Below are 23902 nucleotides of genomic sequence, written 5' to 3' on the forward strand. Positions count from 1 at the left end.
CGGTCACGCCCGTCGTACGACGAGGCCGTCGACCGCCGGGCCCCGCCCGTCATCGATCTCGTTGGGAGCGTCCCCCTTGTTCGGCTCGTTACTGGAACGCACCGGCACCGCCGCCCGAGGCGCGCTGCTGGTGCTGTCCTACCTGGTCATGCTCGTCGCGGGCGTTTTCGGATGGGTGGCCCTGTTCGCCGTGGCCGGGCTGGCCGCCGTCGTCGGCGAGTTCGCCGTCACCCGCTGGTCGCCTCCCTCGGAGACGCTGCTGGAGAAGGTCGGCCTCAACCGGGGCTACCGGCAGCTCAGCCGCGACCTGGCCAGCGTGCTGCTGGTCGCCGCCACGGTCCCGCTCACCGGGGTCGAGCTGACCTGGCTGCTGGTGCTGCCGGCGGCGGTCTGGGTGACCGCCGTCTTCTCGGGCGCCCTCAACACCATGATCGACAGGCGGAACCCGGTCTCCGCCCTGGTCCGCAACATCGAGTTGGGTCCGATCCGGTCGGCCCCCCGCCCGCCCGGCTGGGTCGCCGCCCTGGCCGGCGTCCCGCTCGCGGTGCTCAACGTGCTGCTGATCCCGGCCGCCGTGGTCGCGGCGGTCCGCACCGACGTCACCGTCATGCTGGCGGTCGCCGCGCTGGCCGCCGGGCTCGCCGCCCTGGTCGGCGCGGTCGTCGCGGTGACCTGGCTGCGCGGGCGGGGCACCGGCAAGAGCCCGGTGCTGCCGGTGCTCCAGCGCTGGATCGACGGCTACCGCCCCGAGGTCGCGCTCTACTTCGCCGGCCCGGCCAAGGACGTCTACCAGGCGAACATGTGGCTGGCCCCGACCGAGGCGCTGAACCAGCGGGCGGTCGTGCTGATGCGCAGCAGGGAGGCGTTCTTCGAACTGGCCGACACCCGGCTGCCGGTGATCTGCGTGCCGACCGGCCCGGACTTCATGAACCTCGAACTGGGCACCGTGCGGGCCGCCCTCTACGCGGCCAACGTCGGCGCGAACATCCACATGCTGCGTGAGCCGGGCATGAAGCACGTGTTCGTCGGCCACGGCGACAGCGACAAACAGGCCAGCGTCAACCCGTACAGCAAGGTGTACGACGAGGTGTGGGTCGCCGGCCTGGCCGGCCGGGAGCGGTACGCGCGGGCCGCGGTCGGTGTCCGCGACGAGGACATCGTGGAGATCGGCCGGCCGCAGCTGGCCGGGGTGCACACCTTCGGCGGGACCGCCCCGGACCGGCCGTTCACCGTCCTGTACGCCCCCACCTGGGAGGGCTGGCTCGACGACGACCCGTACCACACCTCGCTGGTGCTGATGGGGGAGCGGATCGTCCGGGGCGTGCTCGCCTCGCCGCAGGTGCGCCTGGTCTACAAGCCGCACCCGCTGACCGGCTCCCGCTCCAAGGAGGCACGGGCGGTGCACGAGCGGCTGGTGTCGCTGATCCGCGCCGCCGGCGGCGACCCCGACTCCGGTTCGCTCGACGGCCCGGGGCACCGGGTGGTCACCGGCCGGGTCCCCGCCCTGTTCGACTGCTTCAACCAGACCGACCTGCTGATCAGCGACATCTCCAGCGTGGTCTCCGACTTCGTGCAGAGCCAGCGGCCGTACGTGGTGGCCAACCCGAGCGGGCTGCCGGAGGACGAGTTCCGGCGCGAGTTCCCCACCTCCCGGGGGGCGTACCTGCTCTCCCGGGACTGCGGCGAGCTGGAGAAGATCGTCGCGGTGACCCGGGCCGGTGACGACCCGATGACCGACGCCCGGCGGGAGCTGAAGACCTACCTGCTCGGCCCGGCCGAGGCCAACCCGATGGACCGGTTCCAGGAGGAGATCGGCCGGCTCTGCCGCTGACCGACCGGGCCGTGGGACCCGGGGTGGACGCCCGCCCCGGGTCCCGCGCCGTTTCCCCGGCCGGTGGCGGCGGCATCCCGGTGACCGGCGCGGGGTCGCCCACCGTTTCCCCCACGCCGGCGCTTCTGCCACCATTCGCTCGACATCCGTACGACGAATGGGGGTCACCGGTGCGCATCCTGCTGGTCGAGGACGACCGACGGGTGGCCGCCGCCCTCGCCTCGGCGCTGACCCGACGCGGGTACGAGGTCGAGCACGCGGCCACCGTCGCCGCCGCCCTCTCCGCCGCCCCCTGCGACCTGGTCCTGCTCGACCTCACCCTGCCCGACGGGGACGGCACCGAGGTGTGCCGGGAGTTGCGGCGGCGCAGCAGCCAGCTCGGCATCATCGCGGTCACCGCCCGGGGCGAGGAACGCGACCGGGTGCTCGGGCTGCGGCTCGGTGCCGACGACTACGTGGTGAAGCCGTTCTCGATGGTGGAGTTGCAGGCCCGGATCGAGGCGGTGCTGCGGCGGGCGGCGCACGCCGCGCCGGCCCGGGACCTGATCGAGGTCGGGCCGGTCCGCATCGACGTGTCCGCCCGGACGGTCGCCGTCGCCGGTCAGCCGGTGGCGTTGACCCGTAAGGAGTTCGACATCCTGCTCTCGCTGGCCCGTCAGCCCGGCACGGCGGTGCCCCGGGACCGCATCCTGCTCGACGTCTGGGGCACCACCTGGGCCGACCGGCACACCGTGGAGGTGCACGTCGGTTCGCTGCGCGGCAAGCTCGGCGACGCCCGGCTGGTGGAGACCGTACGCGGGGTCGGCTACCGGCTCCGGGGCGAGTGAGGGGCAGCCGGTGCGGCGTCGACTGGTGATCAGCTACCTGCTGCTGATGGTGCTGGTGCTGCTGGCGTTGGAGACACCCCTCGCGGCGACCCTGGCGTCCCGGGAGACCGACCGGGTCCGCGCCGACCGGCTCGCCGACGCGACCCGGTTCGCCTCGCTGGCCGGGCCGGCGCTGCGCGGCGGCGGAGCAGGGCCGCTGACCGGCGAACTCGTCAGCTACGACCAGCTCTACGGCATCGGGGCGGCCGTCGTCGACCGGGACGGCCGGGCGCTGGTGGTGTCGACGAGTTGGCGTACCGGCCGGGACACCCGGGCGGCCCTGGACACCGCGCTGGCCGGGCAGCAGTTCAACGGTCCGGACTCGGTGTGGCCGTGGGTGGACGGCCCGCTGGTGGTGGCCGTGCCGATCAACGACGGTGGTGAGGTGCTCGGCGCGGTGGTCACCGCCACACCGGTGGCGAAGGTGCGCCGCACGGTCACCGCGTGGTGGCTGCTGCTGGCCGGGATCGGCCTGCTCGCCGTGCTGGCCTGCGTCTCCACCGCGTTCGGGCTGGCCGGTTGGGTGCTGCGCCCGGTGACCGAGCTGGACGCGGTGACCCACGAGATCGCCGAGGGGGACCGGGGTGCCCGGGTGCAGGACCGGTGGGGCCCGCCGGAGCTGCGCCGGTTGGCGGCCAGCTTCAACCACATGGCGGCGGTGGTCGCCGACGTGATGGACCGGCAGCGGGCCTTCGTCGCGCACGCCAGTCACCAGCTGCGCAATCCGTTGACCGCGTTGCGGCTGCGGGTGGAGGAGCTGGGGCCGAGCGTGGTCGATCAGGACGGCCGGGCCGAGCACCGGCTCGCCCTGGAGGAGACCGACCGGTTGGCGCTGGTCCTCGACGGGCTGCTCACCCTGGCCCGCGCCGAGCGGGAGCAGAACGAGCGGGTCACCGTGGACGCGGCGGCGGTGGCCGCGTCCCGGGTCGCCGCGTGGGAGCCGCTGGCCCGGCACCGGTCGGTCACGTTGCGCCTGGCGGCGGCCGGCCCGGCCTACGCCCGGACCGTGCCGACCGCCGTCGACCAGGCGTTGGACGCGCTGATCGACAACGCGATCAAGTTCAGCGGCGACGGTGGTGAGGTGACCGTGGCGGTCCGGCACGCCGACGGGGGCACCGCGCTGGAGGTGCGCGACACCGGCCCCGGGATGACCTCGGGCCAGCTCGACCAGGCCACCGAGCGGTTCTGGCGGGCCCCGGACGCGCAGAACATCGAGGGCGCCGGCCTCGGGCTGACCATCGTGGCGGTGCTGGTGGACGCCTCCGACGGCCGGCTCACCATGCACCCGGGTCAGCCGCGCGGCCTGGTCGCCGAGCTGTGGTTCCCCGGCCCGTGCGGCACCGACCCTCCGTCGGACGCCGGTGCCCCCGCCCTGCCCGCCGGGGCGGGCTGAGCGGTCAGGGTTTGGCGGACCGGTACCAGTCGGCCGCGCCCGGGTGCAGCGGTAACGGCGTGGTGGCGATCGCCGAGCGGGGACTCATCCGGCCGGCCGCCGGGTGGGCGGCGGCCAGCTCCGACCGGCGTTCCATCAGCAGCCGGGTCACCTCGCGTACCAGGGGCTCGGGCAGGTCCGCCCGGACGATCAGGTAGTTGGGGTTGGCGACGGTGGTGACCGGGTCCACCCCGTACACCGAGCGGGGGATGTCCCGGGAGACGTACACCTCGCGGTAGGCGCGGCGCAGTGGCTCGGTCCACTCGCCCAGGTTGACCAGCCGGATCGAGGTGGCGTCGGCGAGCGCCTTCACCCCGCGTACGGGCAGGCCGCCGGAGAAGAAGAAGGCGTCGATCCGGCCGGCGCGCAGCGCCGCCACCGAGTCGTCCAGCCCGAGGTGTTCCTGTCGGACCTGGTCCCCGCCGAGCCGGGCCACCGCCAGCAGCCGGGTCACGGTGACCTCGGTGCCGGAACCGGCCGCGCCCACCGAGACCCGTCGCCCGCGCAGGTCCGCGAGGTCGTGGATCGGTCCGCCGGCCGTGGTGACCAGGTGCAGCAGGTCGTCGTAGACGCGGGCCACGGCCAGCACCTTCGGCGGGGTGGTCGGGTTGGTGTCGAGCACGTCGGCCTGGGTGAAGCCCAGTTCGGCGGCACCGGAGCCGACCAGCCGGACGTTCTGGGCGGAGGCGGCGGTGACCACCACGCTGGCGCGCACGCCTGGCAGTTCGCGGTTGAGCACGGTGGCCAGCGACTGGCCGAAGGCATGGTAGACGGCGGTCGGGCTGCCGGTGGCGATCCGGATCGGGATCGGCTCGTCGGGGGAGTCCTGGCAGGCGGCCAGCCCGCCGAGCACCACGACCAGCAGCATCAGCAGCGCCCCGCCGGCGGAGGCGGGCCGCCGGCCGCGCCCGGTCCGGCTACGGCTCACGCGGTGCACTCTGCGCCGTCACCGGCTCCGGCGCAAGCTCGGGCGGCCGGTGACCGGTCTGAGCACCGGTCAGCGTGCGGTGTGGTGGCCGGTGGCCGTGGTCAGACCAGGGTGGGGGTCCGGGCGGGCGCCAATGCGGCCCGCTCCATGATCCGCAGCCGGTCCGGCCCGTCCGCGACGCTCACCACCAGGCAGCCGGCACCCGGGCGCAGCAGTGCCGGCACCTCCAGCAGCGCCGCCGACCGGATCAGCACGGCGGCCAGTTCCCGGTCGGCCAGCCGGATGCCGAGGATGTGCCGCCGGACATGCCGGCCGCCGGCCAGCAGGGCCGAACGCCAGGCGGCCGAGGCGAGCCGGGTCCGCCAGGCGGCCCGGGGGGTGGAGGAGCCGACGGCCGGCCCGAGCAGTTCCCGACGCCCCTGCCGCCAGCCGGTCTCCCGCAACCTGGTGAACCCGGCGCGGTGATCCGCCGGCACGTGCAGCCGGTGCAACTCGTAGCGGCGGCGCAGGCCACCGGTGACCACCTCGTGCTCGACCGGCACGTCGAGCCGGGCGAGCAGTTGCCGCATCCGCAGTGCGGCGTCCTCCCGGTTGAACTCCACCGCGACCCGCTGCGGTGGCGTGGGGGCGTGCGGGCGGGCCGTCGGTGTCGGCGTGCAGCGCACCAGGCAGGCCACCTCGAACGCGTCGGCCAGGGTCAGCCAGTCCAGCGGCGGCGGGGACGACGGGAGGCGTGGCCGGTCGAGCAGGCGGGGTTCGGAGGTCATCGGACCGCTCCTTCTCGACGTCGGATGCCCCTAACGGTCGCCTGCCGGTCGGCCCGCCTCCAGCCATCGGCACGGGATTTGAGGAAATCTTGCGTTCCTAGAGTTCGGTCACCACCACGTCGATCTGCCGGGGCCGGCCCGCCGTCACCGGCTGCTCCTCGACCGGATACTTCAGGTCACGCAGCGCGGCGATCAACGCGGTCGCGGTCCGTGGCCGGGCCCCGGCCAGCAGCAGGTCACGGACCAGCCGCCCCTTGGTCGCCTTGTTGAAGTGGCTGACCACGGTGCGTTCGCCCGGCCGGCGCTCGTGCAGCACCCGCACGGTGACCGTCCGACCGGCCAGCGCCGCGGGCGGCGTCCAGGTCGCCGCGTAGGCGGCGGAGCGCAGGTCCAGCACCGGGCCGCTGCCGGCCGCCGCCGTCAGCACCGGCGTCAGCACCCGCCGCCAGTACGCCGACAGCGCCCCCACCCCCGGCAACCGCGCCCCGATCGGGCACCGGTACGGCGGGATCCGGTCGGCGAGCCGGACCGCGCCCCACAGGCCCGAGCTGACCAGCACGGTGCGACGGGCCGTCCGCAGCGCCCCGGGCGGCAGGGTGGAAAGGCCGAGGGCCTCGTAGAGCACCCCGGTGTAGACCTGCCCGGCCGGTGCGGTGGCGGCCCGGTCCAGCCGGGCGTTGCGGGCCAGCTCGCCCCGCTGGCCGGCGGTCAACCCGAGGGCGGTCAGGGCGGCGTCCGCGGCGGCGTCGGACCGGCCGGTGGCGCTGAGCGTCATCAGCGCGCCCAGCACCTCCTCGCGGGCCGGGGTCAGCTCGGGCAGGGAGAGCCGGGTCAGGTCGAGCCGACGGCCGGTGCCGGTGTCGGCCTTGCCCTCGGAGGGCGGCAGCAGGATGAGCACCGGCACAGCGTACGGACCGAGGTCGGTGCCCCGGCCGGACGGCGCTCGGGCCGCTCCCGCTCCCACCCGGACCGCCGGCCCGGTGTGTGCCGAGCAGCCCGGGTGGCTACCTGGGCGCTCGCCTGGCCGCTGCCGGACACCTGTGGCAGGGTTGCAGCGTGCCATCCACCACCGCAGGCCAGCTGGCCGTACCCACCCTGCACCGGGCCGCGCGTATCGAGGACGCCCTGCACCAGTTGGTGGAGCGTCGGCTGCGGCGCACCGGGTGGCAGCCCAACATCGTCGCGTACGCCGGTTACGGCGCGCCCGGCTGGGCCCGGGTGCTGTGCCGGGTGCTGCTCAGTCGCCCCGACCGGCGGCAGGGCCGGCTGGAGAAGGTGCGCGGCTGGCGCAGCTTCGCCACCCTGCCCGCCAAGCACGTCGAGGTCACCATCGAGGCGGGCGGCAGCGTGCACACCGCCCAGGCCGACCGCAGCGGCTTCGTCGACACCGTGGTCAAGGCCGACTTCATCCCCGGCTGGGCGTCGGTGCGGCTGCGGGTCGCCGACGCCGAACCGGTCGAGGCGCTGGTCCGGGTGATCGACCCGGAGGTGCGCCTGGGCATTCTCTCCGACATCGACGACACCGTGATGGTGACCGCGCTGCCCCGGCCCATGCTGGCCGCGTGGAACACCTTCGTCCTCGACGAGCACGCCCGTACGGCCGTGCCCGGCATGGCGGTGCTCTACGAACGCCTGGTCACCGCCCACCCGGGCAGCCCGGTGTTCTACCTGTCGACCGGCGCGTGGAACGTCGCGCCGACGCTGACCCGGTTCCTGTCCCGGCACCTCTACCCGGCCGGTCCGCTGCTGCTCACCGACTGGGGGCCGACGGCCGACCGCTGGTTCCGCAGCGGCCGGGAACACAAGCGGGCCACCCTGGCCCGGCTGGCCACCGAGTTCCCCGACGTGCGGTGGCTGCTGATCGGCGACGACGGCCAGCACGACCAGGAGATCTACCGGGAGTTCGCCGCCGCCCACCCGGAGAACGTGGCCGGGGTGGCGATCCGCCGGCTCTCCCCGACCCAGTCGGTGCTCGCCGGTAGCCTGCCCGTGCCGAACGACCGGCCGTCGTCGGCGGGGCCGGTGGGGCAGAAGTGGCTCTCCGCCCCGGACGGGGCGGGCCTGTGGAAGCTGCTCCGCGACGCCGGCCTGGTCTGATCCCGCGGCCTGACCGGCGTCCCGGGCGGCGGTTCAGTCGCGGCGCAGCCAGAGCACGCCGAGCGGGGGGACCCGCAGTGACACCGAGGCGGGCAGGCCGTGCCAGGGGACGTCCTGGGCGTGCACCGCGCCGAGGTTGCCCACCCCGGAGCCGCCGTAGTGGTGGGCGTCGGTGTTGATCACCTCGGTCCAGGTGCCGGCGGCCGGCAGGCCGACCCGGTAGTCCTCCAGCGGGCTCGCGGAGAAGTTCGCCACACAGACCAGGGTCGCGCCGTCCGGGGCGATCCGGACGAACGAGACGGTGTTGTTGGCGACGTCGTCACCGGCGATCCAGCGGAACCCGGCCGGGTCGGTGTCCTGCGCCCACAGCGCCGGGGTGTCCCGGTAGGCGGCGTTGAGGTCGGCGACCAGCCGCTGCACGCCGGCCCGCGCCGGATCGTGCAGGAGGTACCAGTCGAGGCCGCGTTCCTCGCTCCACTCCCGGTCGTCGCCCAGCTCGCAGCCCATGAAGAGCAACTGCTTGCCCGGGTGCGCCCACATGTACGCCAGCAGCGCCCGTACGTTGGCCAGCCGTTGCCAGGTGTCGCCGGGCATCTTGCCGGCCAGCGACCCCTTGCCGTGCACCACCTCGTCGTGGCTGATCGGCAGCACGTAGTTCTCGCTCCAGGCGTACGCCAGGGAGAAGGTGAGCTGATGGTGGTGGTGCTGCCGGTAGATCGGGTCCTTCGCGGTGTAGAGCAGGGTGTCGTGCATCCAGCCCATGTTCCACTTGAAGCCGAAGCCGAGCCCGCCGTCGCTGGTGGACCGGGTGACCCCGGGCCAGGCGGTGGACTCCTCGGCGATCATCACCACCCCGGCGTGGTGCTTGTAGACGGTGGCGTTGACCTCCTGCATGAAGGCGATCGCCTCCAGGTTCTCCCGGCCGCCGTGCTGGTTGGGCAGCCACTGCCCCTCGGGGCGGGAGTAGTCCAGGTAGAGCATCGAGGCGACCGCGTCGACCCGCAGGCCGTCGACGTGGAACTCGTCGCACCAGTACAGGGCGTTGGCGACCAGGAAGTTGCGGACCTCGCGGCGGCCGAAGTCGAAGACGTACGTGCCCCAGTCGGGGTGTTCGCCGCGGCGCGGGTCGGGGTGTTCGTAGAGCGGGGTGCCGTCGAAACGCGCCAGCGCCCACTCGTCCTTGGGGAAGTGCGCGGGCACCCAGTCCAGCAGCACCCCGACGCCGGCGGCGTGCAGCCGGTCGACCAGGTAGCGGAAGTCGTCCGGGTCGCCGAACCGGGAGGTGGGTGCGAAGTAGCCGGTGACCTGGTAGCCCCAGGAGCCACCGAACGGGTGTTCCATCACCGGCAGGAACTCCACGTGGGTGAAGCCCATCTCGGTGACGTACGCGGTGAGCTGCTCGGCCAGCTCCCGGTAGCCGAGGCCGGGCCGCCAGGAGCCGAGGTGCACCTCGTACACGCTCATCGGTTCCCGGTGCGGCTGCCGGCGGGCCCGACGCTCCATCCACAGCGCGTCGGTCCACTCGTAGCGGGACCGGTGCACCACCGAGGCGGTGGCCGGCGGCACCTCCGCGTACGCGGCCAGCGGGTCGGCCTTGTCCCGCCACTGTCCGTCGACGCCGAGGACGCGGTACTTGTAGCGGGCCCCCTCCGGCGCGCCGGGCACGAAGATCTCCCAGACGCCGCTGGAGCCGAGGCTGCGCATCGGCCAGCCGTCGTCGGCCCCCCAGCCGGTGAAGTCGCCCACCACCCGTACCCCACGGGCGTTCGGGGCCCACACCGTGAACGCGACGCCGTCGTCGCGGACCCGCGCGCCGAGCGCCTCCCAGAGCCGTTCGTGCCGGCCCTCGCCGATCAGGTGCAGGTCCAGCTCACCGAGGGTCGGCGGGTGACGGTACGGGTCGTCGGTGACCCACCCGTCGACGTCAACCCGGTAGTCGAGCACGCTGCCCTCGACGCGGGCCTCGAAGACGCCGACGTCGTGCACCCGCTTCATCGGGTGCCGGTCGTCGCCGACGAGCAGCGCCACGTCACCCGCGCCGCGCCGCATGGTGCGGATCGTGGTCCACCCGTCGGCGGGGTGCGCGCCGAGCAGGGCGTGCGGGTCGTGCGTCGCGCCGGCGATCAGCTGGTCCATCGGTCGTCCTTCGGGGCGGGGTCGGTCGGGGTGCTGCCGTGCGGGGCACGGCCGGTCCTGGTGCCACCGGCCCGGGTTCCGCCGGCCCTGCCGCGGCGGACCCTGGCAGGGCCGGGCGCGGGCAGGTCGGTCGCGGCGGCTCCGGTCGGCTGGTCGGCCTCCGGGGCGGGGGCGGGGGCGGTCGGGGCGGTGCCGCCGGAGAGTTCGGCGGGCACCTCCGTCACGGTCAACTCGGCCGGTTCCGCACCGGCCGGCGGCACGGCCGGCGGTGTCGGCGGACGCCGGACCGTCAGCACGTGCGCCGGTTGCAGGTACGGGTCGAGCCGGACCGCGTTGCGCTGCCCCCATTCGTAGCTGGCCCCGGTCAGCTCGTCGTGCACGGTGAACCGTTCGTGCCAGTCGAAGCCGAGCGCCGGCATGTCCAGTGTGGTGTTGCCCCACTGCACGGTCTGCGAGTCGAACGAGCAGACCACGATGACCGTGTCGCCGGTGTCCGGGTCGCGCTTGGACCAGCAGAGCAGCGCCGGGTTGTCGATGTCGTGGAAGACCAGGTTGCGCAGCCGGTGCAGGGCCGGGTGCTCGCGGCGGACCCGGTTGAGGGTGGCGACGAACGGGGCGAGCGAGCGGCCGTGTGCCTGCGCGCCGGCCCAGTCCCGGGGGCGCAGTTCGTACTTCTCGTTGTCGAGATATTCCTCGGCCCCGGGCCGGGCGACGTGCTCGAACAGCTCGAACCCGGCGTAGATGCCCCAGGACGGGCTGAGCAGTGCGGCCAGCACCGCCCGGATCTTGAACATCGGCGGTCCGCCGTGCTGCAACGATTCGTGCAGGATGTCCGGGGTGTTGGGCCAGAAGTTGGGCCGCATCCAGTCGACCGAGGCGACCAGTTCCTCGCAGTACTCCCGCATCTGCGCGGCCGTCGTGCGCCAGGTGAAATAGGTGTACGACTGGGTGAAGCCGATCTTGCCGAGCCCGTGCATGATCGCCGGCCGGGTGAACGCCTCGGCCAGGAAGAGCACGTCCGGGTCGGTGCGTTTGACCTCGGCGATCAGCCAGTGCCAGAAGTCGAACGGCTTGGTGTGCGGGTTGTCCACCCGGAAGATCCGGATGCCCTCGCCGATCCAGTGCCGCACCACCCGCAGCACCTCGGCCCGGATGCCCTCGGGGTCGTTGTCGAAGTTGACCGGGTAGATGTCCTGGTACTTCTTCGGCGGGTTCTCCGCGTACGCGATGCTGCCGTCGGCGCGGGTGGTGAACCATTCCGGGTGCTCGGTCACCCAGGGGTGGTCGGGGGCGCACTGCAACGCCAGGTCCATCGCCACCTCCAGGCCCTGCTCGGCGGCGGCGGCGACGAAGTCACGGAAGTCCTCGGGCGTACCCAGGTCGGGGTGGATGGCGTCGTGGCCGCCCTCGGCCGCGCCGATCGCCCACGGCGAGCCGACGTCGTCGGGGCCGGCGGTCAGCGCGTTGTTGCGGCCCTTGCGGTTGACCCGGCCGATCGGGTGGATCGGCGGCAGGTAGAGCACGTCGAAGCCCATCGCCGCGACCCCGGGCAGCCGGTCCATCGCGGTGACGAAGGTGCCCGAGCGGGCCGGGGCGTCGACGGTGGCCGGGATGGCACCTTCGGAGCGGGGGAAGAACTCGTACCAGGCGGAGAAGAGCGCCCGGGGGCGGTCCACCCAGAGCAGGTGCGGGGTGCCGGTGGTGACCAGTTCCCGCACCGGATGGGCCCAGAGCAGGTCGGCCAGGTCGAGGGCCGGGGCGACCCGGTGGGCCAGCTCGGCCTCCTTGTCGCCCAGCGCGGCCACCGCCGCCTCGACCCGCCCGACGTCGCCGGCCGGTACGAGCTCCAGCGCGGCGGTCAGCACCCGCACGCCCTCGGCCAGGTCGTTGGCCAGCTCGGCCGCGCCCTGCCCGGCGGCGACCTTCTTGGTCACCGCGTTCTGCCAGGTCAGGTACGGGTCCTGGAACGCCTCGACGGTGAAGGTCCACTCGCCGACGGCGTCCGGTCGGATGGTGGCGTGCCAGCGGTCCTGCCCCGGTTCGCCGGGGCGCATCCGGGTGAACGGGCGGGTCACGCCGTCCGGGCCGTGCCAGACCACGTTACAGCCGAGCGCGTCGTGGCCTTCCCGGTAGGCGCGGGCCGACACCGGCACCAGCTCGTCGACCACCGCCTTGGCCGGGTAGCGACCGCAGGCGACGACAGGGGAGACGTCTTCGATCGGGAACCGTCCGCTCACCCGCTCAACCTACTGTGCGAGATCCCCTCGCGCTCAACCAAGCGATCCCTTCTCCCGCCGGCCGCCGTGGGTGTGGTGCCCGGCACCGCCGCCCAAGCCCGGCTACTACCAGCACCGCAAGTGCTCCACGCGGTCTCGCTCTCCTTCTTCGTGGACAGCACCTCGTCGACCACGAAGTGGCCGCACTCGGTCGGCTACAACACCCGGATGTTCGCCGCGCAGGAGGCCAACGGCCGCTACCACGTCTCGCTCTGGGACGCCTCGGGTGACACCAACGGCTGGGTCAGCACCGCCTGGGTCCGCCCGAGCGGAGATGCTCAGGTGGTGGGAGTCGTGGCGACGTACGGGCCGGCTCCCTGAACGCCGATGATGATCCCGTGGGCCTGTAGCAGCATCACCGCTCGCTGCACGATCGAGACGCTTGCCGAGTAGAGCTGGGCCAACTCGGCGTAGGTGGGCAGCCGGCTCTCCGGTGGGTACTCGCCCTGCTGGATGCGGGCATGCAGGTCGGCGGCGATCTTCCGATAGCCCATCGGGATGGTCATGGAGCCTGCCTCCGTCCGGCAGTACTTTCGTCGGAGACCCGTATGACTGTCAGGCATAAATATGCCTGACAGTCATACGACCTTCTGGAGAGTGGTACGACTGTCGGGGTTACGCAGCGTGCGTGCGGGCACCGCCATTCCGGGCTGTCGAGTGCCCAACAGCGGTCCACGCGCTACGCGGGCGGCTTCGATGCCACGAACGAACCCTTGCCCTGTCGGGTGACGATCCAGCCGCGCTCCTCCAGGATTCGGAGAGCGTAGCGGACCGGCCAGGCGCTCGACTGGTACTGCTCGCGCAACTCCGCGATGGACGGCAACTTGTCGTCGGGGTGAAGCGTGCCTGCCCGGATCGAGGCTGAGACATCAGCGATGATCTGCTCATACAGCGGTGCCTGCGGCATGGTGGAGCCACCTCTCGTCAGCACCCCGATCTTTGCACCCGCGGTGACTTACCGTGCCTGCTCAGTTGACCCTGACGGCATTGCCTTCTATGTTGGGTGACGACAGCGGCTCTCTCGTCAGCAAACGGGGTGCCTCTGACCGGGGCGGGGTGGCTTCCATGCCAGGCCACTCCGCCCTGCCGCTTCGGCAACGTCGGTTCCCTGCTCGGAGCCGTGCGAACTGCATCTTGGCGTGTCGGTGAGGAGGCCGGGATGGATGAGCATTCACGTCAAGGGCTGCGGGGAGGGACGTACCCGGTGCCGGGTGGTCCTGCTCCGCTGCCGGATGGCGACCGGGTGCCCGTGCCGGTCCGGTCGCGCCGGACGCTGCTGCGTCGGCGGCGGTTCGCCTACGGTGTGGCGGTCGCGGTGTGCGTACTCGTGCTGCTCGTGGTGGGGGTTTCGCGGTGAGCGGGACGGGCCGGCGGTGAACGAGCTGCCGGTGGGCCGCCGGGTCGCCCAGTGGCGGGTGCGGCGCAACATGACGCAACAGCAGTTCGCCGACCATCTCGGCAAGTCGAAGAGCTGGGTCGACAAGGTCGAGCGCGGGGTACGCCGGCTGGAGCAGGTGTCCAACCTCCGGATGGTCGCCGAGGCGCTCCGGATCGACCTGGAGGTGCTGCTCGCCGGGTCGGCGGGGGAGTCGGCGCGACCGGAGACCGCCACCACCGGGGTCGACGCGGTGCTGGCCGCGCTGGCCCGCTACCACGTCGAGCCGCCGGCCCGGCCGCCCGACGTCGCGGAGCTGCGTACCCGGCTGGCCCACGCGGAGCAGAGCTACCGGCACGCCCGGTACCCGGAACTGCTCGTCCTGCTGCCCGGCCTGGTCGACGCCGTCCGCGCGGCGCGGGCACTGCGGCCCAGTCGGGCTACCGACGGCCTGCTCGCACGGGGCTACGGCCTGGTCGCGCTGGTGCTGCTCAAGGTCGACCGGCCGGAGGTGGCCTGGCTGGCCGCCGACCGGGCGCTGGCCGCCGCGCAGCTCACGAAGGACCCGTGGGTGGCCGCCGCCGCCACCGTGCCGTTGGCCCAGGCGCTGCGCCACGGCGGCCGGCGGCGGGCCGCGATGGAGGCCGCCGCCGTCGCCGCCCACCGCCTCCTGCCGGGGCGCTCCCCGGGCGCGCCACGGCCGACCTCGTCGACACCCGGTGACGACCAGTCGGCCGACCCGACCCTGCTCGCCACGCTGCTGCTCCAGGCCGGCCTGGCCGCCGCCGGGCGGGGTGACGGCCGGGCCGCCCGGGACCTGCTCGACCGGGCCGGCCGAGCCGCCCGCGACGCCGGGGCCGAGGGTGGCACAGCGGCGGTCGAGGCGGCGCGGGTGGTCGCCGAGGCCGCCCTCGGCGAGATCACGGCGGCGACGGTACGCCACGAGCGGCTGGTGGCCCGCGACGAGTGGCGGTGGCTGCCGCCTGAGCACCGGGCCGCGTACCTGCTCGACGCCGCCCGTGCCTACGTGCTCGACGGCAACCTGCTCCGCGCCGGCCGGGCGGTGCTCGAAGCGGAGCGAACCGCCCGCAGCGAGGTCCACCACCGCCCGGCGGTACGCCCCCTGGTCGCCGTGGTGGCCCGTTCCGCCGCCGCCCCGCCCGCACTGACCCGCCTCGCCGCCACCCTCCACGTCACCTGAGTCTGAGGGCTACCTGTCGCCGTAGTGGTACCGGCAGGCGATGATCTCGACGTCGTCCTTGGTGACCCGGTACACCAGCCGGTGTTCGCGGTCGATCCGGCGGGACCAGAAGCCGGAGAGCTCACCCCGCAGGGGCTCCGGCTTGCCGATGCCCTCGTATTCGTTGCGCATGACGTCGGCGATGAGATCGTTGATGCGCTTGACCAGCTTGCGGTCCGTGTGGCTGAGGTACTGGCTCCACGCTGTCGCGGTGAAGACCAGCCTCACGCGACGTCCCGTACGGTCGTCGGGTCGGCCAGTTCCCGCTCGGTGGAGTCACCCTCGTCGAGTTCCGCGATCGATCGGCGCAGGGCTGCCGCGTTGCCCGGACTGCGCAGCAGGTACTCGGTCTCCTTCATCGACTCGTACTCCGCCAGCGGCACGATGACCACCGGCTCGTGACCCGACCGGGTCACCACCACCTCCTCCGCGTCGTTGATGACGCTGTCGAGTTCGGCGGCCAGGTTCTGCCGTAGCTGGGTGAAGTTCACGGTCCGCATGACCACCTCCGAGGTAGGTACAGAAAACTGTACCTGACCCTGGTTATTCCAGGAGCGAGCGGTACAGCTCGAGGGTCTGGGCGGCGATCGCGTCCCAGGAGAAGTGCTCCACGGCCCGCCGCCGGCCGGCGAGACCCAACTCCTCGGTGCGCTGCGGGTCGGCCAGCAGCTCGTTGATCGTCTTGGCGAGGTCGGCGACGAACCGGTCCGGGTCCAGCGGGTTGCCGCTGCCGTCGCCGGCCTGCTCGATCGGCACCAGCAGGCCGGTCTCGCCGTCGGCGACCACCTCGGGGATGCCGCCGGTGGCGGTCGCCACCACCGCCGTCTCGCAGGCCATCGCCTCCAGGTTGACGATGCCCATCGGCTCGTAGACCGAAGGGCAGACGAAGACGGTGGCGTGGGTGAGCACCTGGATCACCTCGGGCTTGGGCAGCATCTCGGCCACCCAGACCACCCCGGACCGGTTGGCCCGCAGCTCGCCGACCAGCCCCTGGACCTCGGCGGCGATCTCCGGGGTGTCCGGGGCGCCGGCGAGCAGCACCAGCTGGGTGTCGGCGGGCAGCTCCCGGGCGGCGCGCAGCAGGTACGGCAGGCCCTTCTGCCTGGTGATCCGCCCGACGTAGACCACGCTGGGGCGGGCCGGGTCGATGCCGAGCCGGTCGAGCACGTCGGTGCCGTGGTCGGGGGCGTACTGGGCGGTGTCGATGCCGTTGTAGACCACCCGCACCCGGTCCGGGTTCACCGCCGGGTAGGCGGTCAGCACGTCCCGGCGCATCCCCGCGCTGACCGCGACGATCGCGTCGGCGGACTCCATCGCCGTCCGCTCGCACCAGGAGGAGAGCGCGTAGCCGCCGCCGAGCTGCTCGGCCTTCCACGGGCGCAGCGGCTCCAGGCTGTGCGCGGTCACCACGTGCGGCACCCCGTACAGCAGCTTGGCGGTGTGCCCGGCCAGGTTGGCGTACCAGGTGTGGCTGTGCACCACGTCGGTACCGGCGCACCCGGCGGCCATCGCCAGGTCGACGCCCATGGTGCGCAGCGCCGCGTTCGCGCCGCCCAGGTCGGCCGGCTCGGGGTACGCGGTGACGCCCGGCTCGTCGCGCGCCGCGCCGAAACAGTGCACCCGCACGTCGGCGAGCCGGCGCAGCTCCCGGGCCAGGTACTCGACGTGCACCCCGGCCCCGCCGTACACCTCCGGCGGGTACTCCCGGGTCAGCAGGTCCACGCGCAGCGGGGCGGAGTCGGTCATGACCGGCACCCTAGTGCAGAATCCGGCCGGGCACCGGTCACGGAACTGCGCCCGTACGAGTGGTGAAGTCGCAGCGGTATGGATAGCGTCTGGTCATGGCTGCCAAGGTGCTCGCGATCGTCCTGGCCGGCGGAGAAGGCAAGCGCCTCATGCCGCTCACCGCGGACCGGGCCAAGCCGGCCGTCCCGTTCGGCGGGATGTACCGCATGGTCGATTTCGTCCTGTCAAATCTGGCGAACGCCGGCTTTCTCAAGATTGTCGTGTTGACCCAGTACAAGTCCCACTCGTTGGACCGGCACATCACCAAGACCTGGCGGATGTCGACGCTGCTCGGCAACTACGTCACGCCGGTGCCGGCCCAGCAGCGCCGGGGCCCCTGGTGGTTCGCCGGTTCCGCCGACGCGATCTACCAGAGCTTCAACCTGATCAACGACGAGCAGCCGGATTACGTGATCGTCTTCGGTGCCGACCACATCTACCGGATGGACCCCCGGCAGATGGTCGACGACCACATCGCCTCCGGTGCCGCGGTGACCGTCGCCGGCATCCGCCAGCCGCTGTCGACGGCCGACCAGTTCGGCGTGATCGAGGTCGGCCCGGACGGCAAGCGGATCACGTCCTTCCGGGAGAAGCCCACCGACGCCGTCGGCCTGCCCGACGCCCCCGACCAGATCTACGCCTCGATGGGCAACTACGTCTTCTCCACCCGGGCGCTGTGCGAGGTCGTCGAGCGGGACGCCGCCGACAAGACCAGCAAGCACGACATGGGCGGCAGCATCATCCCGATGCTCGTCGAGCGGGGCGAGGCCAACGTCTACGACTTCAAGGACAACGAGGTGCCCGGCAGCACCGACCGGGACCGGGGCTACTGGCGGGACGTGGGGACGCTCGACTCGTTCTACGACGCGCACATGGATCTGATCAACGTGCACCCGGTGTTCAACCTCTACAACTTCGACTGGCCCATCTACACCGACCAGCCGCCGTACCCGCCGGCGAAGTTCGTCCACCAGTGGGGCGAGCGGGTCGGCCGGGCGGTCGGCTCGATGATCTCGCCCGGCGCGGTGATCTCCGGCTCGCTGGTGGAGAACTCGGTCGTCTCGCCCAAGGTCAAGGTGCACTCCTGGGCGCAGGTCGACGGCGCGGTGCTGATGGAGGGCGTCGAGATCGGCCGGCACGCGGTGGTCCGCCGGGCCATCCTCGACAAGAACGTCTTCGTGCCCGAGGGCGCCGAGATCGGCGTCGACCTGGAGAAGGACCGGCAGCGCTACACGGTCTCCGACAACGGCGTCGTCGTCATCGGCAAGGGTCAGCGCGTCGAGCCCTGAGCCGGGTGTGACCCGGTCGCCGCCGGGGAAGACAGGGTTCCCGTCCCGTACCACCGAGGAGGTTTCCGCAGTGGCCCACCCCCGTGCCGGACAGCCCGCCGAGCCCGCCGACCTGGTCGACGTGCCCCGGCTGGTGACCGCCTACTACGCCGAGCACCCGGACCCGGACGACCCGGCGCAGCAGGTCTCCTTCGGCACCTCCGGTCACCGGGGGTCCAGCCTGCGTAACGCCTTCAACTCCGACCACATCCTGGCGGTCACCCAGGCGCTCTGCGACTACCGCCGCCAGCAGGGTCTCACCGGCCCGCTGTTCCTGGCCCGGGACACCCACGCGCTGTCCGCCCCCGCCGAGGCCGACGCGTTGGAGGTGCTCGCCGGTAACGGGGTGACCGTGCTGCGGGACAGCCGCGACGGCTACACCCCCACCCCGGCGCTGTCGCACGCCGTGCTCACCCACAACCGGGGGCGCACCGACGGGCTCGCCGACGGCATCGTGATCACCCCGTCGCACAACCCGCCCGACGACGGTGGCTTCAAGTACAACCCGACCAACGGCGGGCCCGCCGACACCGACGTCACGAAGTGGATCCAGGACCGGGCGAACGCGATCCTGGCCGCCGGGCTCAAGGAGGTCAGGCGGATCCCGTACGCGCGGGCGCGCGCCGCCGACACCACCGGCACGTACGACTTCCTCGCCGGCTACGTCGACGACCTGCCCTCGGTGCTCGACATCGACGCGATCCGCGACGCCGGGGTGCGGATCGGGGCCGACCCGCTCGGCGGGGCCAGCGTCGCCTACTGGGGTGAGATCGCGCAGCGGCACCGCCTCGACCTGACCGTGATCAACCCGTTGGTCGACCCGACCTGGCGGTTCATGACCCTGGACGGTGACGGCAAGATCCGGATGGACTGCTCGTCGCCCAACGCGATGGCGTCGCTGATCGCCGCCCGGGACCGGTTCCAGGTCTCCACCGGCAACGACGCCGACGCCGACCGGCACGGCATCGTCACCCCCGACGGGGGCCTGATGAACCCCAACCACTACCTGGCGGTGGCGATCGGGCACCTGTTCCGTACCCGCTCGCAGTGGGGTCCGGCGGCGGCCGTCGGCAAGACCCTGGTCTCCTCCTCGATGATCGACCGGATCGCCGCCGATCTGGGTCGGCCGTTGCTGGAGGTGCCGGTCGGCTTCAAGTGGTTCGTCCCGGGGCTGCTCGACGGCACGGTCGGCTTCGGCGGCGAGGAGAGCGCGGGGGCGTCCTTCCTGCGCCGCGACGGCAGCACCTGGACCACCGACAAGGACGGCATCCTGCTCTGCCTGCTCGCCGCCGAGATCATCGCCAGCACCGGCCGGACCCCGAGCGAGCACTACGCCGCGCTGACCGAGCGCTTCGGCGCGCCCGCGTACGCCCGGATCGACGCCCCGGCCAGCCGGGAGCAGAAGGCGGTGCTGGGTCGGCTCTCCCCGGATCAGGTCACCGCCACCGAGCTGGCCGGTGAGCCGATCACCGCCACGCTGACCAGCGCCCCGGGCAACAGCGCCTCGATCGGCGGGCTGAAGGTGACCACCGAGTCCGGGTGGTTCGCGGCCCGGCCGTCGGGCACCGAGGACGTCTACAAGATCTATGCCGAGTCGTTCCAGGGGCCCGAGCACCTGGCCCGCATCCAGCAGGAGGCGAAGTCCCTGGTCGACGAGGTGCTGGGCTAACAGCCGGACGACGTCGTCGCGCCCCGCCGGTCACCGCACGGTGACCGGCGGGGCGTAGTCGTCTGCGCCCGTTTCCGGGGTTTTCTCCCGGTGAGCGTGTCGCCGCCCCCGCTGCCTCGTTGCGCATGAGGCGACCGAAAACAGTGAGGGGAACATCTGATGGTCTGGTCCAGGGCGGTCACCGACCCTGGACCGCGGATCGACGTCATCGACACCCGGGCGGTCCGCCCGACCCGAGACGCCCGGTCGAGACGACAGCAGGAGCTGGTCGGTCGGCTGTTGCGCTGCTATCCGGTCAGCTTCCTGGTGCTCGCCCCGTACGCGTTGCTGATCCTTCCGATGGCGGTGGTCTACGACAACCCGCAGACCGACTTCATCGTGCTCCTGGTGGGGCTGGCCCTGCTGGGCAGCGTCAGCGTGGAGACGCTGGGTCTGCTCTTCGGGCGTCCCGACCCGCAGTGGCGGCAGGGCATGCGGCAGGCGACCGCCCGGTATCCGTACATCTATCCGGTGGCCCGGCTGGTGACGTCGACCAGCATCGCGGCCGACCTGCTGGGCGCCTACCTCGGGCGGGGGAGCATCGTCGCGCAGATCTCCGGGGAGTTGTCCGACGCGCCGATGGTGGCGCTGACCAAGCTCTTCTCCGGCTGGGGCGCGCTCGGCTTCGCGCTGCTGGTCGCCAGCCACCTGGGCGGCCGACTGACCCGGGGCAAGCTGTACGGCTGGCTCGCCGCGCTCGTCACCACCCAGGCGGTCGTCACCATGCTGACCGCCCTCACCGCCCCCCTGATCGCCTTCCTGTTCTTCGTGGTCGCCGCCGGGGTGGTCTGTGGCGTGTTCCGGCTGCGGTACCTGTTGCTCGGCACGGTGGTGATGGTCCTGCTCTGGCCGTCCATCTTCGACTACCGCAACGAGATCCGACAGGACCAGGGCATCGAGGTGAGCGACGCCGTCACGGCGGCGGACCGGATCCGCCTGGACCGGCAGTTGACCCTCGTCGCGGGCATCGACGTCCCCGTCGACCTCGGCCAGCCCGGCCTCGTCGACCACCTCCGGTACGGGCTGGTGCCCCGGATCGTCGATCCCGACCGACCGGCCCTGTCCACCGGGCAGCAGATCAACCAGTTCCTCGGCGGCGGCCCGACGTCCGCCTCCAACTTCCTGCTGCTGGGCAACATCTGGTTCTTCGACGGGCCCGTCGGGGTGCTGGGCGTGCACGCCTTCTGGGCGGGCTTCGTGGCGTTGCTGCTGCGGTGGCGGGCCCGGCCCGGGCCGGCCCGGTTGAGCCTGTTCTGCCTCGTCTGCTCGGACGTGCTGCTGTGGTCCGGCACCTACCCCGAGTCGACGATAGCCTTCCTGCAACACGTGGTGTCGGCCATGACGGTCTTCTTCCTCCTGTGGCTGACCCGCAGGATCCCCCTCGGGTCAGGTGGCCGTCCGGCGCTGCTGCCCGCTGGCGGGCGTGTGCGGTCGGGAGCGTTGCGGGGCCGCGGCCGGCGTGGCGCTCACCGCGCAAGGGACGCCTGATGATCGGGCCCAGGGCGGCCGAAGAGCAGCTGGCCGTCGACTGTGGATCCGGGCCCTGGGTGAGCGGAGCGGTGCCGGTCGGGCCGGGCCGTGGCGGCTGGTCCCGGCAGCGGGAGCTGGTCGGTGGGCTGTTGCGCTGCTATCCGGTCAGCTTCCTGGTGCTCGCCCCGTACGCGGTGTTCATCCTCCCGATGGCGGTGCTCAACGACAACCCGCAGACCGACTTCATCGTGCTCCTGGTGGGGCTGGCCCTGCTGGGCAGCGTCAGCGTGGAGACGCTGGGCCTGTTCCTCGGGCGTCCCGACCCGCAGTGGCGACGGGGGATGCGCCAGGCGACCGCCCGCTATCCCCGGATCTACCCGGTGGCCCGGCTGGTGACCCTGACCGGGATGGTGACGAGCATCATCGGCGCCCACCTCGGGCGGGGGACCATCGTCACCCAGGTGTCCGGCGACCTGTCCGACAGCCCTGTCGCGATGGTGTGCGCCCTCTTCTCCGGTTGGGGCACCCTGGGCTTCGCCCTGTTGGTGGGCAGCCACCTCAGCGGCCGGCTGTCGGTGCGGCGGTTGTACTGCTGGGTGGCCGTGCTCGTCGGCGTGGAGGCGTACGTCGCGGTGCTGACGGCCCGGTCCGCGCCCCTGGTGGCCCTGGTGTTCTTCGTGGCCGCCGCCGGGGCGGTCTGCGGGGTCTTCCGGTTGCGTCACCTCCTGCTCTGGACGGTGGTGCTCCTGCTCGCCTGGCCCGCCATGTTCGCGCAGCGCAACGCCATCCGGGAGGAGCAGGGGGTGGTGGTGGACACCCAGGTCACCGCTGCCGACCGGCTCCGGCTGGACAGCCAGCTCACCGCCGTGACGGCGTTCGCGGTGCCGGTCGAGATCGGCCAGCCCGGTGTCGCCGACTACTTCAGGTACGGGCTGGTGCCCCGGGTGCTCGATCCGGACCGGCCGGCGTTGTCCACCGGGCAGCAGATCAACCAGTTCCTCGGCGGGGGACCGACGTCGGCGTACACCTTCCTGCTGTTGGGCAACATCTGGTTCTTCGACGGACCCGCCGGCATGGTGGCCGTGCACGCCTTCTGGGCGGGCTTCGTGGCACTGCTGCTGCGCTGGCGGAGCCGGCCCGGCCCGGCCCGCCTGACGCTGTTCTGCCTGGTCTTCTCCGACGTGCTGCTCTGGTCGGGGACCTACCCCGACTGCACCATCGGGTTCCTGCAACACGTGGTGTCGGCCGCACCGGTCTTCCTGCTGTTGTGGCTGACCCGCAGCGCCCCCGCCGGTCGCGACGACGAGGTGACGCTGCCGGTGGGTGCCGTCCGGTGACCGTTCCGGTCCGCTCCCGGGTCGGCGGTACCGGTGTCCGGGGTGCCCCCCGACGCGGTCGTCGGGCTCTGCTCGCGCTGGTCGTCGGGGGGTTGTCCAGCGGCGGCAACCTGCTGGTGGCGGTCACCGTCACCCGGCTGGAGTCGATCGGCGGGGTGGGCGAGTTCGCGCTGGCCTTCTCGTGTTACGTGCTCGGCTCCGGGCTGGTCCGCAGCATGGTGACCGAGGCGACCCTGGCGGCGGGGACGGGCGTGGCCCCGGCCGCCCGACGGGTCGTCCTGCTCGGGGTGCTCTGCGGCGTTCCGGTCGGTGCGGCCGGCGTGGCGTACGGGTCGCCGTATCTGCTCGGGGTGGGCCTCGCCCTGCCGGGGCTGGTGCTCTACGACCACGCGAAGGCGGTCGCCGTCGGGCTCGGCGTCCCGTCGGGCGCGTTGTGGCAGGAGGCGACCTGGGCGGCTCTCACCGGCTGCGCCGCGCTGGCCGGCCTGCTCGGGCTGGTCGACGCGCCGTGGGTGGTGGCCGGTTGGGCGGCCGGCGGCGGCGTGGTGGGCGTGGTCGTGGCGGCCCGACGCGGCTACGCCCTGCGGCCCGGCTGGTACGTCGACCGGGCGCAGCGCCGGATCGCGCTGGGATTCGGTACGCAGTTCCTGCTCACCACCGGGTCGGCGCAGCTGTCGCTGAGCGCGGTGGCGGCCTTCGCGGGCACCCCGGTGGTGGGGGCGTTGAGTGCCGGGCGGACCCTGCTGGGGCCGGTGAACCTGCTGCTGTCCACCGCCGCCACGCTGACCCTGCCCTACCTGGCCCGCACCCGTACCGCGTCCCGGTCGGTCCGGTCCCGGGCGGCCGTGCGGGTCGCGCTGCTGGTGGCCGCCGCTGTCCTGCCGATCACGGCGGCGGTCGCCCTGCTGCCCGACCGGCTGGGCAGGATGCTCCTCGGCGGCAACTGGGACCTGGCCCGCAGCCTGCTGGTGCTGCTGGCGCTGGAGAGCCTGTTCGCGGTGCCGGCCGCCGTCGGCTTCGCCGGGCTACGGATCGAGCAGGCGAGCCGCCTGGCGATCCTGCTCGGGGTCCTGCTGGGCGGGCTGCGGGTGCCGGTGGTCGTCGGCGCGGCGGTCCTGGGTGGGGCGACCGGCGCGGCGGGCGCTCTCGCGGTGTTGGCCCTGGTCAGCGCGGTCGCCTGGGCGGGCAGCTACCTGCTGCTGCTGCGGGGGGCCGGCCGCCCGCCCGCCCACCGGTGGGATGCCCGGTCCCACCCGCCGGCACACCGGCGTCGACGCCACCCCGTCCCGCCCATGGGCTGATCGGGGACGGGACCGGGTGGGTCGG

At 72.9% G+C, this 23902-nt stretch carries 22 protein-coding genes; 12 read left to right on the plus strand and 10 right to left on the minus strand.

Annotation, left to right across the window (positions count from 1 at the left end; all coding sequences use genetic code 11):
• The first annotated feature begins 76 nt into the window (after window positions 1-76).
• From JQN84_RS25990 to JQN84_RS26000, 3 genes are all read left to right on the plus strand, one after another.
• Window positions 77-1831, plus strand: coding sequence for a CDP-glycerol glycerophosphotransferase family protein (locus tag JQN84_RS25990; RefSeq protein ID WP_204961445.1), 1755 nt, complete (start codon window positions 77-79; stop codon window positions 1829-1831).
• A 170-nt stretch (window positions 1832-2001) separates the two neighbouring features.
• Window positions 2002-2658, plus strand: coding sequence for a response regulator transcription factor (locus JQN84_RS25995; RefSeq protein ID WP_204961197.1), 657 nt, complete (start codon window positions 2002-2004; stop codon window positions 2656-2658).
• A gap of 10 nt (window positions 2659-2668) precedes the next feature.
• On the plus strand, window positions 2669-4090 hold the full coding sequence (locus JQN84_RS26000; RefSeq protein WP_204961198.1) for a sensor histidine kinase: 1422 nt from the start codon (window positions 2669-2671) through the stop codon (window positions 4088-4090).
• A 4-nt stretch (window positions 4091-4094) separates the two neighbouring features.
• Here JQN84_RS26000 and JQN84_RS26005 read toward each other — a convergent pair whose 3' ends face one another.
• From JQN84_RS26005 to yaaA, 3 genes are all read right to left on the minus strand, one after another.
• Entirely contained in the window at window positions 4095-5057 is a 963-nt protein-coding gene (locus JQN84_RS26005) for a TAXI family TRAP transporter solute-binding subunit (RefSeq protein ID WP_372446016.1), read from the minus strand.
• A gap of 101 nt (window positions 5058-5158) precedes the next feature.
• Window positions 5159-5824, minus strand: a complete 666-nt coding sequence (locus tag JQN84_RS26010) for a hypothetical protein (RefSeq protein WP_204961199.1) — start codon at window positions 5822-5824, stop codon at window positions 5159-5161.
• A gap of 97 nt (window positions 5825-5921) precedes the next feature.
• The gene (yaaA, locus tag JQN84_RS26015; protein WP_307821436.1) at window positions 5922-6722 is read right to left on the minus strand and encodes a peroxide stress protein YaaA; all 801 of its coding nucleotides are present in this window, start codon (window positions 6720-6722) and stop codon (window positions 5922-5924) included.
• A gap of 158 nt (window positions 6723-6880) precedes the next feature.
• On the opposite strand from yaaA, the gene JQN84_RS26020 reads away from it, so the two are divergent.
• Window positions 6881-7921 carry an App1 family protein phosphatidate phosphatase gene (locus tag JQN84_RS26020; RefSeq protein WP_204961201.1) on the plus strand — a complete coding sequence of 347 codons (1041 nt, stop codon included), beginning with the start codon at window positions 6881-6883 and terminating at the stop codon, window positions 7919-7921.
• A 33-nt stretch (window positions 7922-7954) separates the two neighbouring features.
• Here the strand turns inward: JQN84_RS26020 and glgB are convergent, their stop codons facing one another.
• Together glgB and JQN84_RS26030 are read right to left on the minus strand one after the other, a co-directional pair.
• Window positions 7955-10057, minus strand: coding sequence for a 1,4-alpha-glucan branching protein GlgB (gene glgB, locus JQN84_RS26025; protein ID WP_204961202.1), 2103 nt, complete (start codon window positions 10055-10057; stop codon window positions 7955-7957).
• Entirely contained in the window at window positions 10045-12294 is a 2250-nt protein-coding gene (locus tag JQN84_RS26030) for an alpha-1,4-glucan--maltose-1-phosphate maltosyltransferase (protein WP_204961203.1), read from the minus strand. The genes glgB and JQN84_RS26030 overlap by 13 nt, the downstream gene beginning before the upstream one ends.
• Window positions 12295-12414: 120 nt before the next feature.
• On the opposite strand from JQN84_RS26030, the gene JQN84_RS26035 reads away from it, so the two are divergent.
• Window positions 12415-12654, plus strand: coding sequence for a hypothetical protein (locus JQN84_RS26035; RefSeq protein ID WP_204961204.1), 240 nt, complete (start codon window positions 12415-12417; stop codon window positions 12652-12654).
• Here JQN84_RS26035 and JQN84_RS26040 read toward each other — a convergent pair.
• Window positions 12612-12839: a GntR family transcriptional regulator gene (locus JQN84_RS26040; RefSeq protein WP_204961205.1), complete on the minus strand. Its 228-nt coding sequence runs from the start codon at window positions 12837-12839 to the stop codon at window positions 12612-12614. The genes JQN84_RS26035 and JQN84_RS26040 overlap by 43 nt on opposite strands.
• A 173-nt stretch (window positions 12840-13012) precedes the next feature.
• Window positions 13013-13240: a winged helix-turn-helix domain-containing protein gene (locus JQN84_RS26045; protein ID WP_067303456.1), complete on the minus strand. Its 228-nt coding sequence runs from the start codon at window positions 13238-13240 to the stop codon at window positions 13013-13015.
• A gap of 252 nt (window positions 13241-13492) precedes the next feature.
• Here JQN84_RS26045 and JQN84_RS26050 point away from each other — a divergent pair, with 252 nt between their 5' ends.
• Both JQN84_RS26050 and JQN84_RS26055 read left to right on the plus strand, forming a co-directional pair.
• Window positions 13493-13690, plus strand: coding sequence for a hypothetical protein (locus JQN84_RS26050; protein ID WP_204961206.1), 198 nt, complete (start codon window positions 13493-13495; stop codon window positions 13688-13690).
• 16 nt (window positions 13691-13706) lie between these two features.
• The gene (locus tag JQN84_RS26055) at window positions 13707-14909 is read left to right on the plus strand and encodes a helix-turn-helix domain-containing protein (protein ID WP_204961207.1); all 1203 of its coding nucleotides are present in this window, start codon (window positions 13707-13709) and stop codon (window positions 14907-14909) included.
• 9 nt (window positions 14910-14918) lie between these two features.
• Here JQN84_RS26055 and JQN84_RS26060 read toward each other — a convergent pair whose 3' ends face one another.
• The 3 genes from JQN84_RS26060 to glgA are packed head-to-tail and all read right to left on the minus strand — an operon-like array spanning window position 14919 to window position 16694.
• Window positions 14919-15176 carry a Txe/YoeB family addiction module toxin gene (locus tag JQN84_RS26060; RefSeq protein ID WP_204961208.1) on the minus strand — a complete coding sequence of 86 codons (258 nt, stop codon included), beginning with the start codon at window positions 15174-15176 and terminating at the stop codon, window positions 14919-14921.
• Window positions 15173-15448: a type II toxin-antitoxin system Phd/YefM family antitoxin gene (locus tag JQN84_RS26065; RefSeq protein ID WP_204961209.1), complete on the minus strand. Its 276-nt coding sequence runs from the start codon at window positions 15446-15448 to the stop codon at window positions 15173-15175. The genes JQN84_RS26060 and JQN84_RS26065 overlap by 4 nt, the downstream gene beginning before the upstream one ends.
• A 43-nt stretch (window positions 15449-15491) precedes the next feature.
• Window positions 15492-16694, minus strand: coding sequence for a glycogen synthase (gene glgA / locus JQN84_RS26070; RefSeq protein ID WP_239486211.1), 1203 nt, complete (start codon window positions 16692-16694; stop codon window positions 15492-15494).
• 95 nt (window positions 16695-16789) lie between these two features.
• Between glgA and glgC the strand changes: the two genes are divergently transcribed.
• From glgC to JQN84_RS26095, 5 genes are all read left to right on the plus strand, one after another.
• Window positions 16790-18022, plus strand: coding sequence for a glucose-1-phosphate adenylyltransferase (glgC, locus tag JQN84_RS26075; RefSeq protein ID WP_204961210.1), 1233 nt, complete (start codon window positions 16790-16792; stop codon window positions 18020-18022).
• A 70-nt stretch (window positions 18023-18092) separates the two neighbouring features.
• A complete protein-coding gene (pgm, locus tag JQN84_RS26080) occupies window positions 18093-19730 on the plus strand; it encodes a phosphoglucomutase (alpha-D-glucose-1,6-bisphosphate-dependent) (protein ID WP_204961211.1) in 1638 nt (545 codons plus the stop codon).
• Window positions 19731-19889: 159 nt separating this feature from the next.
• The gene (locus tag JQN84_RS26085) at window positions 19890-21257 is read left to right on the plus strand and encodes a hypothetical protein (protein ID WP_204961212.1); all 1368 of its coding nucleotides are present in this window, start codon (window positions 19890-19892) and stop codon (window positions 21255-21257) included.
• On the plus strand, window positions 21257-22576 hold the full coding sequence (locus JQN84_RS26090) for a hypothetical protein (RefSeq protein WP_204961213.1): 1320 nt from the start codon (window positions 21257-21259) through the stop codon (window positions 22574-22576). The genes JQN84_RS26085 and JQN84_RS26090 overlap by 1 nt, the downstream gene beginning before the upstream one ends.
• Window positions 22573-23877 (plus strand): MATE family efflux transporter, encoded by a 1305-nt coding sequence (locus JQN84_RS26095; RefSeq protein WP_204961214.1) that lies wholly within the window; start codon window positions 22573-22575, stop codon window positions 23875-23877. Before JQN84_RS26090 ends, JQN84_RS26095 begins: the two co-directional genes overlap by 4 nt.
• Window positions 23878-23902 lie beyond the last annotated feature (25 nt).

This window comes from Micromonospora humidisoli (assembly GCF_016900955.1).
GTDB lineage: Bacteria > Actinomycetota > Actinomycetes > Mycobacteriales > Micromonosporaceae > Micromonospora > Micromonospora wenchangensis.

Excerpts from the sequence above, each read along its gene's own strand:
- glgA (WP_239486211.1), bottom strand. The coding sequence starts at position 16,694 with ATGACCGACTCCGCCCCGCTGCGCGTGGACCTGCTGACCCGGGAGTAC.
- JQN84_RS26065 (WP_204961209.1), bottom strand. The coding sequence starts at position 15,448 with ATGCGGACCGTGAACTTCACCCAGCTACGGCAGAACCTGGCCGCCGAA.
- glgC (WP_204961210.1), top strand. The coding sequence starts at position 16,790 with ATGGCTGCCAAGGTGCTCGCGATCGTCCTGGCCGGCGGAGAAGGCAAG.
- glgB (WP_204961202.1), bottom strand. The coding sequence starts at position 10,057 with ATGGACCAGCTGATCGCCGGCGCGACGCACGACCCGCACGCCCTGCTC.
- JQN84_RS26090 (WP_204961213.1), top strand. The coding sequence starts at position 21,257 with ATGATCGGGCCCAGGGCGGCCGAAGAGCAGCTGGCCGTCGACTGTGGA.
- JQN84_RS26040 (WP_204961205.1), bottom strand. The coding sequence starts at position 12,839 with ATGACCATCCCGATGGGCTATCGGAAGATCGCCGCCGACCTGCATGCC.
- JQN84_RS26085 (WP_204961212.1), top strand. The coding sequence starts at position 19,890 with ATGGTCTGGTCCAGGGCGGTCACCGACCCTGGACCGCGGATCGACGTC.
- JQN84_RS26010 (WP_204961199.1), bottom strand. The coding sequence starts at position 5,824 with ATGACCTCCGAACCCCGCCTGCTCGACCGGCCACGCCTCCCGTCGTCC.
- JQN84_RS26045 (WP_067303456.1), bottom strand. The coding sequence starts at position 13,240 with ATGCCGCAGGCACCGCTGTATGAGCAGATCATCGCTGATGTCTCAGCC.
- JQN84_RS26050 (WP_204961206.1), top strand. The coding sequence starts at position 13,493 with ATGGATGAGCATTCACGTCAAGGGCTGCGGGGAGGGACGTACCCGGTG.